This window comes from Candidatus Moranella endobia PCIT (assembly GCF_000219175.1).
Lineage (GTDB): Bacteria > Pseudomonadota > Gammaproteobacteria > Enterobacterales > Enterobacteriaceae > Moranella > Moranella endobia.
Genome location: NC_015735.1, coordinates 264,709 through 276,423 on the forward strand (window position 1 = coordinate 264,709; position 11,715 = coordinate 276,423).

Sequence of the window (11,715 nt, forward strand, 5' to 3'; positions counted from 1 at the left end):
GTTTCAGTAGTGATTAAACAGCGCACATTAAAACGTATTGTGCAAGCCACCGGTGTGGGGTTACACACTGGTAAAAAAGTCATCCTGACACTACTTCCTGCATCTGCAAATACTGGTGTTATCTATCGTCGAATCGATTTAAACCCACCAGTAGATTTTCTTGCAGACGCACGATTGGTGCGCGAAACTACGCTGTGCACCTGTTTGGTGAACGAGCATAATGTGTGTATTTCAACCGTTGAGCACTTGAACGCAGCGCTAGCCGGGTTAGGAATCGACAATATCATTGTTGAAGTAGATGCGCCGGAAATTCCAATCATGGACGGCAGCGCTAGCCCCTTCGTTTGTTTACTACTAGATGTTGGCATTGAGGAGCTAAATTGCGCCAAAAAGTTTTGGCGGATAAAAAAGCCGGTGCGTGTCGATAATGGGGAAAAATGGGCTCAGCTGACGCCGTATAATGGCTTTACACTAGATTTTACCATCGATTTCCAACATCCTGTGATTAATGCCAGCTCGCAAAATTATTTTCTAAATTTCTCCACCTATTCTTTCATTCTTCAGATAAGCCGCGCGCGCACTTTCGGTTTTATGCGCGATATCGAGTACCTGCAATCTATTGGCCTAGCACTAGGTGGTAGCTTCGATTGCGCGATTGTGGTCGATGAATACCGGGTGCTAAATGATGATGGTCTGCGCTTTGACGATGAATTTGTGCGTCATAAAATGCTCGATGCCATCGGTGACCTGTTTATGTGTGGCCATAATATCATTGGCGCATTTACCGCCTTCAAGTCTGGCCATGCTATGAATAACAAGCTGTTACAGGCAGTTTTTGCGAGTAAAGATAACAGTGAACTAGTGACCTTCGAGAACGAGGAGGCATTGCCGATGAAGTTCAACTTGACTTACTGATTTATGTTTATGGGCAGCGTTAGCCGTTAGTTTTCTCGTTCCTATAACTTTAACTGTAGTACTATCGGTACTATCTCTATCCGGCTAGTTTCGCGAGTAGTTCCAGCGTATTTTTTAATTTACCTTCGCTACGTGCAGCCACATGGCGAATAGAAATGGCACTATTTGCGCTCAAATAACGTGGTTTTTCAACAAGTTTTTGCGCGTTCAATTCTGGTGTTATTGCTAATCCAGGGTTAATTCTGATGTCGATAGACGACAATGATGGTAGAATTTGCGCTCTTAACACGGATAATAATTGATATTGTTCATATCGTAATCGTATCTGCCAACTGGCACTGGCAGTTTCTAACACCATTACACCCTGGCGTATATTGGCAACGCGACACCAGGGACGCAGTGGTACCGGCAGTAGAGCGTTGACCGTACGGTTAAGCTTCAGCAACATAATAGCCCGCTGCTGAATTTGCAATAGGGATGATACACGGCTAGTTTCTGTTGTCTCGAGAAACAGGCGGTAGATAGGAAACGGACGACTAGATCGCATAACACAACACTCCAACAGAATATATTATTGGTAATTAACTTAGTTAACGCCACGTTGGCTAAATTTATTATTTGCCACCTATTAGTGCTTGCTAGATGGCTAATACCATCTGCTGTAGTATCGCTAACCTGAGCGTAGTGGTATCATTCTGGCGGAGGCGGAACGGCAGGTAATATATAATCGCTCGCGGCCGTCTCGATATTAATTACTGTCGCTGCTATGATTAGATGTGAATAACAAGAACTATGCTAGCAAAATTACTTACCAAAATATTTGGTAGCCGTAACGATCGTATCATACGTTGTATGAACAAGATAGTGAACGTTATCAACCAAATGGAACCTGTGATGGCAACATTACGCAACGAACAGCTTTCGGCTAAAACCGTCGAATTCCGTGAGCGTATAATCAAAGGGGAAACTGACGATAGTCTTCTGCCGGAAGCATTCGCAGTAGTGCGAGAGGCCAGCAAACGCGTTTTTGGTATGCGTCATTTTGATGTGCAATTGATAGGCGGTATAGTGCTTCACAAGTGTTGCATCGCAGAAATGCGTACTGGTGAAGGTAAAACCTTGACTTCAACGTTGCCGGTTTACCTTAACGCCCTAAGCGGTAAAGGTGTGCATGTGGTTACAGTTAACGATTACCTGGCACAACGCGATGCAGCGAACAACCGTCCATTGTTTGATTTCTTGGGACTGAGTGTCGGAATCAACCTACCTTGTTTGCAGTTATCTGCCAAACGTGCCGCTTATGCCGCCGATATCACCTATGGTACCAACAACGAATACGGTTTTGATTATCTGCGCGATAATATGGCTTTTACTCAGGAAGATCGAGTGCAACGTCAATTAAATTACGCGCTGGTAGATGAAGTAGATTCCATACTAATTGATGAAGCCCGCACCCCCTTAATTATATCAGGCCAGGCGGAAGATAGCTCAGATCTGTATCGACAAGTTGATCAACTTATCCCAAATTTGATTCGCCAAGACAAAGAAGATTCCGATAGTTTTCAGGGAGAAGGTCACTTCTCGGTAGATGAGAAATTACGCCAGGTTACCCTGACCGAAAGAGGGTTAGTGTTGATTGAGGAGTTGCTAGTGACAGCTGGTCTCATGAAGGAGGGGGAAACGCTCTACTCACCAGCTAATATCATTCTAATGCATCATGTTAATGCCGCCCTGAGAGCTCACATGCTATTCGCCCGCGATGTAGATTACATCGTTAAAGATGGGACCATCATCGTTGTCGATGAACATACCGGACGTACCATGTCAAGTCGCCGATGGTCGGATGGGCTGCACCAAGCTATAGAGGCTAAAGAAAACGTGACGATCCAGAATGAAAACCAGACGCTGGCGTCCATTACTTTTCAGAACTACTTCCGCCTTTATGAGAAACTAGCTGGTATGACCGGAACTGCAGATACCGAAGCTTTTGAGTTTCGCTCCATCTATAAACTAGATACTATCGTTGTACCCACCAACCGTCCTATGATCCGTAAGGATTTGGCAGATCTGGTATACCTAACTGAAAATGAAAAAATCAACGCTATTATAGCGGACATACAATCCTGTACCAAGCGTGGTCAGCCAGTTCTAGTAGGTACCATGTCTATTGAAAAATCGGAGTTAGTTTCCGGTGATCTGAAGAAAGCCGGTATTCCACATCAAATACTAAACGCCAAATTCCACGCTATGGAGGCAGATATTATCGCCCAGGCTGGCCAACCTGGTGCGGTAACCATTGCCACCAATATGGCTGGACGCGGTACCGATATCTTGCTTGGCGGCAGTTGGCAGGCGGAAATAGCAGCCCTAGAAACACCAGAACAGCATAAAATAGACGCTATTAAGAAAGCTTGGCAGCACCGCCATAAGGCAGTTGTGGCAGCTGGCGGCCTGCATATCATCGGTACCGAACGTCATGAAGCACGTCGAATAGATAATCAGTTGCGCGGTCGTTCTGGCCGCCAGGGAGATACTGGTTCATCCCGTTTTTATCTGTCGATGGAAGATACTCTGATGCGTATTTTCGCGTCAGCTCGATTCTCGAGTATTATGCGAACACTTGGTATTAAACCTGGCGAAGCAATAGAACATCCTTGGGTCAATAAGGCAATTGCTAATGCCCAGCGTAAGGTAGAACATCGTAACTTTGATATACGTAAGCAACTATTAGAATATGATGACGTTGCTAACGATCAGCGCCAGGCAATCTACACCCAGCGCCGCGAACTTCTTGACGTCGTTGATATTAGCGAGACCATCAAAATCATCCGCGCAGATGTGCTGAAAAAAACGTTAGATCACTACATCCCGAATGACCTGGAAGAAAAGTGGGATATGCTTAGCTTAGAGAAGTGCTTGCAGGATGATTTTGATTTAAATATACCTATTGCCAAATATTTGGAAAATGAGCTGTACCAGCATACAGGTACACTGGGCGAGTACGTGCTTGAGCATCTTATGGTGCAGTATCAACTGAAGGAAGAGATCGTTGGTAGCAACATCATGCGTAATTTCGAGAAGAGCGTTATGTTGCAAACACTAGATTCACTGTGGAAAGAACATCTAGCAGCAATGGAATACTTGCGTCAGGGCATCCATCTACGCGGCTATGCGCAAATAGATCCGAAACAAGAATACAAGCGCGAAGCTTTTACAATGTTCGCCAATATGCTGGAATTGCTGAAATATGAAGTGATCAGCACCCTAAGCAAGGTACAGGTGCGCCGGCCGGAAGATGCAGTTGCACTCAGCAACTGTGCAAAAGAGGATGAAAGGCTATACAGCCGCAGCTAAGCAAAAATGCAAAGGTAGAAGAACTAACTCTAGTTGTAGGAGGACAGCCAGCCGCATATTTTGGCGCAATAAACCTTTTTTTTACTGTTACCCAAAATTTGGCACTGTGGCTGGCGGCACAGTGCAAGTGCAATTGTGCCTATACCCCACTAGGCAGAAATATTGCCTTCTGACGTTTCATCAGAGGTGTCTGTCTTACCTGACATCCGTGCTAGAAACTCATATTTTTGCTGTAATTCTTTTTCCGTCGATTTATGCAAAGTGGCAGCGATGTCCGGCTGTTTAATATTAAGTAGGCGGAAACGCTGCTCGTTAAGCAGCGTAGCAGCAAGATTGCTTGAGGGCGGACGTGAATTTAGCATTAGTGGTAATTTTCCTTTATCCCTGAAACGGGGATCGAAGCGGTATAATGGCCAGAAGCCAGTGGCTGTAAGTTGTTGCATTTGAGTATGGCTAAGCGCAAGATCATAGCCATGCGCTTCGCAGGGGCTATAGGCGATAATCAAAGATGGTCCTGGATATGATTCGGCTTCTTGAATGGCTTTTACAGTACCATTAAACTGTGCTCCTAAGGAAATTTGCGCTACATAAACATGACCATACATCATCATGCTAACGCCAAGATCTTTGCTTGCCTTGCGTTTGCCTTGTTCACAGAATTTGGTAACTGCGCCTAGCGGTGTTGCTTTAGATTGTTGTCCACCAGAATTGGAATAACATTGAGTATCCAGCACTAGTACATTGACGTTTTCAGTCATGCTCATTACATGGTCCAGACCGCCAAAACCAATATCATATGCCCACCCGTCGCCTCCAATCAACCAGATAGATTTATCCACTAAATAATTAGCATCCTGCTTCAACTGACGTACAGAGGCATCATCCGAATTACCTAGCAGATCGCGTAATTCACTGATTTGCCGCCGTCGTTCTTCCACAGGTATATTGGAGGTACGCAACTCAGAAACAAGAGTTTCTGGCAGTAACCCTTTATGTATATCTAGCAGGCGCAATACTCGCCGGCGGTGCTGATCCAAAGTTAGGCGAAAGCCCAGGCCAAATTCAGCATTATCCTCAAACAAAGAATTAGCCCAGGCTGGCCCGCGGCCTTTTGCGTTTGTAGTATATGGTGTTGTTGGTAGGTTACCGCCATAGATAGAAGAGCAGCCGGTGGCATTAGCGATCAGTAAACGGTCCCCATAAAGCTGAGTTAGCAGCTTAATATATGGAGTTTCGCCACAACCCGAACAGGCGCCAGAGTATTCGAAAAGAGGGGTAATTAGTTGTGATGTGCGGAGATCAATTTTTGCCAGCATACGGGTATCAATTTCAGGTAGGCTAAGAAAGAAATCATAATTGATTTTCTCTGTTTCTAAATGCGCTAGCCGCGATGCCATATTAATGGCTTTTATTTTAGGTTGTTGTCTATCTTTAGCTGGACATACTTCGACACACAACTGGCAGCCAGTACAGTCTTCTGGCGCAACTTGGAGTACATACTTATGGCCGCGCATATTGCGGGATTTTACTTCTAGGCATGACATGCTTGGCGGCGCTTTATCTAATGTCTGCGGCGGAACGACTTTAGCGCGAATAGCGGCGTGGGGACAGGCAGCCACGCAATAGTTGCACTGGGTACATAACGATGGTTCCCACAGTGGTATTTTTTCGGCGATATTGCGTTTTTCCCATTGCGTGGTGCTAATTGGCCAGCTTCCATCTGGTGGCAATGCTGAAACTGGCAGTGCGTCACCTAAACCTGCGAGCATAGCGGCGGTAACGAATTTGACAAAATTAGGCGCCGCTTCTGATACTACCGGTGGGCGCAAGTGACTTGCTGTTTCGACTGCTTTGAGCGGTACTTGAAATAAAGCATCGCTAGTCGCAGCTAGTGCCTGCCAATTAGACCTTATCAGTTCTTGTCCCTTACTACTGCTATAGTTTGTAACCACTGCTTGTCGCAGGGCACTTAACGTCTGATCCGGCGGTAAAATACCAGACAGCTGGAAGAAAGCCATTTGCATAACAGTGTTAATACGTGTCTGAAGCTTATATTTGCTGGCTATCTGCTGGGCGTTGATTACATAAAAACGTGCCTTGCGCTCATTTAGTATTGCCTGCACCTCTCTGGGGAGTAAAGACCAGATTTCGTTGGCATCTTTAGGTGTATTCATGAGGAAAATACCGCCGGTCCGCAGGTGTTCTACAATGTGATACTTTTCGATAAATTGCGATTGGTGGCAACCAATAAAATCTGCCTGGCCAACTAAATAGGCCGCATGAATTGGTTTCTTGCTGACCCTAAGATGAGACACGGTTAATCCACCAGCTTTCTTTGAATCGTAAACAAAATAGCCCTGGGTGAAATGCGGCGTCATATTGCCGATGATCTTTATAGAGTTTTTGGTTGCCGAGACCGATCCATCGCCGCCCAAACCGTAAAACAGTGCTTCCAAAAGGAAACTACGCGGCCGCGTTGCTTTGGTTAATGGCAACGAAAGATGGGTAACATCATCATAAATGCCGACAGTAAAACGCGGCCGCGGTGCTACCTGCGCTAACTCGTTAAATATCGCCAATACACACGGTGGATCGAACTCTTTGGAAGATAGACCAAATCGGCCGCCGATGGTCAGTGGTAGTTTATTTATTTCGCCCCGGCTGTAGGCTTCCGCTAGTGTAGTTGTAACTTCAAGATATAGCGGTTCCGCCTGTGCTCCTGGCTCCTTGGTTCGGTCTAGCACCGCAATAGATTTTACCGCTTGGGGCATAATTTCTAGCAGATGGCTAGCAGAAAATGGCCTGAACAGTCGTACTTTGATTAATCCTACTTTTTCACCGTTGGCTAGCAATGTATCAATAACTTCTTCACAGGTACCAGCAGCTGATCCCATAACGATAATTATACGATCGGCATGAAGATGGCCATAATATTCAAAAGGCTTATAGTGCCTGCCGGTGGCAGTAGCGAAGGCATCCATTGCTTGCTCCATCTTGCGATAAGCATTGTTATACCATGGGTTGGTAGCTTCCCTTGACTGGAAATAGGTATCTGGATTAGCGGCCGTGCCGCGCATCATAGGCTTATCCGGTGTTAGCGCGCGGGAACGGTGGGCGTTGATAGCAGCCTGGGGCAAGATTGATTGCAAAATATCGTCAGACAGAGGCGTAATTTTGTTCAGTTCATGGGAAGTGCGGAAACCGTCAAAAAAATGAATGAAGGGCAAACGACTGTTCAGACTGGCAACCTGAGCAATAAGCGCGAAATCTTGCGCTTCCTGGACATTATTAGCGCACAGCATAGCGCAGCCGGTCTGGCGCACTGCCATAACATCTGAGTGATCGCAAAAAATAGATAGCGCATGGGTCGCGATGGTGCGTGATGCCACATGCAGTACAAAGGGAATAAGCTGGCCTGCCAGCTTATAAAGCGTCGGGATCATCAGCAATAATCCCTGTGAAGACGTGAAAGAAGTAGCCAGCGCACCGGTTTGTAGCGCACCGTGCACAGTGGCTATGGCGCCGGCTTCGGATTGCATCTCCACCACCCGGGGTATGTCACCCCATATATTTGGAGTACCGCTCTCTGACCAGTTATTAGCCTGCTCGGCCATAGTTGAGCTCGGGGTAATAGGGTAAATAGCGATAACTTCATTAATACGGTAGGCAACCGAGGCAACTGCATTGTTACCGTCTGTAGTGATCATGAGTGCCTTGATCCTTGATTGAGATAATAGCCGTTAACTTATGGTCTAATTATGACTTGTCGCACATATAACAACAATAACTGTAGTGAATGTTAGTAGTGGTTAGTAAAATTATACTAGGCGAAAGGTTCGTACTTGACCAATAATAAACTTACAACTGACAAAACTATTTGTCAGACTATGTCTAGTTATCCTAATCATCTTAAGTGAACAAGTGGCTGGTTGGTAGAATGAATTTTAAGCAAACTAACTAAAATAGTTGTCAATTCAAGCTGATATACTGTGCGTGTAACGCCGCGCGGGAAAACCTGTGGGTAAAAATACCATCGCCTATATTTGAACTATTCAGGCCTAGTTAATTAACGTTAGTTAATTTGTATGTAATTACTAGTCCAGTCCAATTTGGGTAAATATCAACCAACTTGCTTAGGTAATTAAGTGAGTTGCTCAGATCATTTAGTCAAGATTAAATAAGGGGTTTAACAATGACTGTAATTAAAATGACCGATCTTGATCTTTCTGGTAAACGTGTTTTTATCCGTTCCGATCTTAATGTGCCGGTTAAAAACGGGCAAGTAACTTCTGATGCGCGCATATTAGCCTCTCTACCAACTATTGAAGTAGCAATGAAACAGGGCGCGCAAGTCATGGTAACATCCCATCTAGGCCGCCCGAACGAAGGAGAATACAATGCAGAGTTTTCTCTGCAGCCAGTAGTAGATTATTTAGCAAAAAAATTGTGCTACCCGGTCCGTCTTTACAAAAATTACCTCGATGGTGTGGATATTGCCGCCGGTGAACTAGTGGTGTTAGAAAACGTGCGCTTTAACAAGGGCGAACATAATGATGACGAAGCTCTAGCAAAGAAATACGCTGCGTTGTGTGACGTGTTCGTTATGGATGCTTTTGGTACAGCCCATCGCGCTCAAGCTTCCACTCACGGTATAGGTAAATTCGCACCAGTAGCGTGCTCCGGTCCATTACTATTAAATGAACTAGAGGCGTTAGGCAAGGCACTTGATCAACCGGCACGACCAATGGTAGCAATCGTTGGTGGCTCAAAAGTTTCAACTAAGCTGGTCGTTCTGGACTCGCTGTTGAAAATAGCAGATCAGATCATAGTCGGCGGTGGCATTGCGAATACCTTTTTGGCAGCGCAGGGATATAATGTCGGCCAATCGAGATACGAGACAAAACTTATTCCTGAAGCTAAACGTCTGCTAAACATAGGCAATATAAACGTACCAACAGATGTCTATGTGACCACAGATTGTTCTGAAACAGCTACCGCGACACTAAAATCAGTCAGCGATATTCAGGACAATGAGTATATACTCGATCTCGGTAAGATCTCAGTCGCGAGGCTAACAAACATTATAAAAGATGCCAAAACTATTCTTTGGAATGGCCCAGTAGGCGTATTTGAGTTTGCCAATTTCCGTCAAGGCACTGAGTTGGTGGCACGTGCTATTGCAAACAGTGAAGCTTTCTCTATCGCGGGCGGGGGTGATACTCTAGCAGTTATTGACCTGTTTGGCCTTGCCAAGCAAATCTCCTATGTTTCTACTGGTGGTGGCGCTTTCCTAGCCTTTATAGAAGGTAAAAAACTACCAGCAGTAGTCATGCTTAATGCTGCAAGAAGAACGAGTGAAAAGTTAATTAAGCTGGTGGCTTATCCACAAACAGCAAAAAGTTAATCTTAAATAAAATTAAACAAAACAGGACAAAATAATATGCCAAAAATTTTTGATCTGGTGAAACCAGGAGTCATCACCGGTAATAACGTTCAGAAAGTGTTTGCTGTGGCAAAAGCCAATAAATTTGCTCTGCCAGCCGTCAATTGTGTTGGTACAGATTCCATTAATGCCGCGTTGGAAGCGGCTACTAAAATGCGGGCGCCAATTATAGTGCAGTTTTCCAACGGCGGTGCCGCGTTTATTGCCGGTAAAGGATTAAATACTACAGGTCAGATTGGTGCGGTTCTAGGTGCAGTTTCCGGTGCACAGCATGTGCATCATATAGCGGAATATTACGGAATTCCAGTTATCCTACATACCGATCATTGCACAAAAAAGTTACTACCTTGGCTAGACGGGCTACTCGAAGCTGGGGAAAAACATTATGCCGATACTGGCAAGCCGCTTTTCTCCTCCCACATGATCGATTTATCTGAGGAAGTGTTAGAAGAAAATATTGAAATAAGCGCCAACTATCTCAGACGGATGGCAAAAATGGATATGACACTGGAAATCGAGCTTGGTTGCACTGGCGGTGAAGAAGACGGAGTGGATAATAGCCATTTGAATAAATCAGCGCTGTATACTCAGCCGGAAGATGTCGCTTATGCTTATGAAAAACTACATGCTATCAGTCCAAGGTTTACTATTGCAGTTGCTTTTGGTAATGTTCACGGTGTGTATAAGCCTGGGAACGTTAAGCTAACACCTAAATTACTGAATAAGTCACAGAAATACGTTTCGGCAACCTTTGGTTTACCAGAAAGTTCTTTGAATTTAGTTTTTCATGGTGGTTCTGGCTCTTCGGCGGCAGAAATAACGGAAGCAATTAGTTACGGTGTTGTAAAAATGAACATTGATACTGATACCCAGTGGGCAACCTGGGAAGGTATTCTAAAATATTATCAGAATCACGAAGATTATCTACAGTCTCAGCTAGGAAACCCAGCAGGTGCCGATAAACCTAACAAAAAGTTCTACGACCCGCGCATGTGGATCCGTGCTGGTCAGGAATCCATGGCAAAGCGCCTGAAACTTGCTTTTAAGGAACTAAACGCGATCGACGTACTGTAGGTATAGCACAACCTTCAAAACCATTTTTACTCACTAAAAGTGAGTCGGTCATTTAATAATTATTGTAATTTCCATGTAATAAATATTAAGTGAAACAACTGACACTATATTAGTGTCAGTTACTCAAATCAATATTAAAACTTGCTGGAGTAGCTTTTGCTAAGCTGCCAAAATAATTGGGAGCGATCTTGCTAGTCGAACATGGCAATATTATTGCCTTCGATTTTGGTACGATGAGTATCGGAGTGGCTATTGGCCAATTTGTAACCTGCACTGCACAACCGCTAACAACGGTTCAGGTCCGCGATGGTACCCCAAGATGGCAACAGATTGAAAAACTACTGAAAGAATGGTTACCGAATCTAGTAGTGGTGGGATTACCGCTGAATATGGATGGCAGTGATCAACCGCTGACTGTACGAGCATGCAAGTTCGCCAAACGACTACATGGTAGATTTGGCGTTAAGGTTGTTCTGCATGATGAACGACTCAGCACAGTCGCTGCCCGTGCCATACTATTTGAGCGTAGCGGCTACAGAGCGCTAGAGAATAGGCAAGTTAACGCTAGTTCAGCAGCCATCATTCTTGAAAGTTGGTTGGAACAAGTTCGCCAATAAAAACCTATTGGCTAATAAGGTACCAAATTTGTGTTTGCGTGCGGTACCGCGCATCAATCAGTATAAACAACAAGTGTCTATTATTTTATTGTAGATGTTGGCCCTTGTTGGACTTGAACCAACGACCAAGCGATTATGAGTCGCTTGCTCTAACCACTGAGCTAAAGGGCCACGCAAGCAACCATTATACATAATGTAACAAATTTGGTCTATAGTTATCCTTGCAAGCTGTATCTTTTATCGCCGTTTTAGTAAACACGTCAAGATCAGGCGCTAAATTCATTAGTAGGTAGGGCTACTGGCTAAGCTTTG

Annotated in this window: 7 protein-coding genes and 1 tRNA gene; 5 read left to right on the plus strand and 3 right to left on the minus strand. The window is 44.7% G+C overall.

The genetic code is table 11. The features are described from left to right. The first annotated feature begins 9 nt into the window (after positions 1–9). Positions 10–915, plus strand: coding sequence for a UDP-3-O-acyl-N-acetylglucosamine deacetylase (gene lpxC / locus MEPCIT_RS01125; RefSeq protein WP_013975620.1), 906 nt, complete (start codon positions 10–12; stop codon positions 913–915). 76 nt (positions 916–991) lie between these two features. Here the strand turns inward: lpxC and MEPCIT_RS01130 are convergent, their stop codons facing one another. Next, complete coding sequence (locus MEPCIT_RS01130; RefSeq protein ID WP_013975621.1) at positions 992–1,462, minus strand: DUF721 domain-containing protein; 471 nt, start codon at positions 1,460–1,462, stop codon at positions 992–994. A 245-nt stretch (positions 1,463–1,707) separates the two neighbouring features. Here MEPCIT_RS01130 and secA point away from each other — a divergent pair, with 245 nt between their 5' ends. Further along, positions 1,708–4,269: a preprotein translocase subunit SecA gene (gene secA / locus MEPCIT_RS01135; protein ID WP_013975622.1), complete on the plus strand. Its 2,562-nt coding sequence runs from the start codon at positions 1,708–1,710 to the stop codon at positions 4,267–4,269. A gap of 149 nt (positions 4,270–4,418) precedes the next feature. Here the strand turns inward: secA and nifJ are convergent, their stop codons facing one another. Continuing rightward, positions 4,419–7,976, minus strand: a complete 3,558-nt coding sequence (gene nifJ / locus MEPCIT_RS01140) for a pyruvate:ferredoxin (flavodoxin) oxidoreductase (protein WP_013975623.1) — start codon at positions 7,974–7,976, stop codon at positions 4,419–4,421. Positions 7,977–8,461: 485 nt separating this feature from the next. On the opposite strand from nifJ, the gene MEPCIT_RS01145 reads away from it, so the two are divergent. The 3 genes from MEPCIT_RS01145 (at position 8,462) to ruvX (ending at position 11,403) form a co-directional block, all read left to right on the plus strand. Continuing rightward, entirely contained in the window at positions 8,462–9,673 is a 1,212-nt protein-coding gene (locus MEPCIT_RS01145; RefSeq protein WP_013975624.1) for a phosphoglycerate kinase, read from the plus strand. 36 nt (positions 9,674–9,709) lie between these two features. Next, positions 9,710–10,786, plus strand: a complete 1,077-nt coding sequence (fbaA, locus tag MEPCIT_RS01150) for a class II fructose-bisphosphate aldolase (protein WP_013975625.1) — start codon at positions 9,710–9,712, stop codon at positions 10,784–10,786. 188 nt (positions 10,787–10,974) lie between these two features. Then, positions 10,975–11,403, plus strand: a complete 429-nt coding sequence (ruvX, locus tag MEPCIT_RS01155; RefSeq protein WP_013975626.1) for a Holliday junction resolvase RuvX — start codon at positions 10,975–10,977, stop codon at positions 11,401–11,403. A gap of 98 nt (positions 11,404–11,501) precedes the next feature. Here ruvX and MEPCIT_RS01160 read toward each other — a convergent pair. Then, a tRNA-Ile gene (locus tag MEPCIT_RS01160) sits at positions 11,502–11,574 on the minus strand. Between the last annotated feature and the right edge of the window lie 141 nt (positions 11,575–11,715).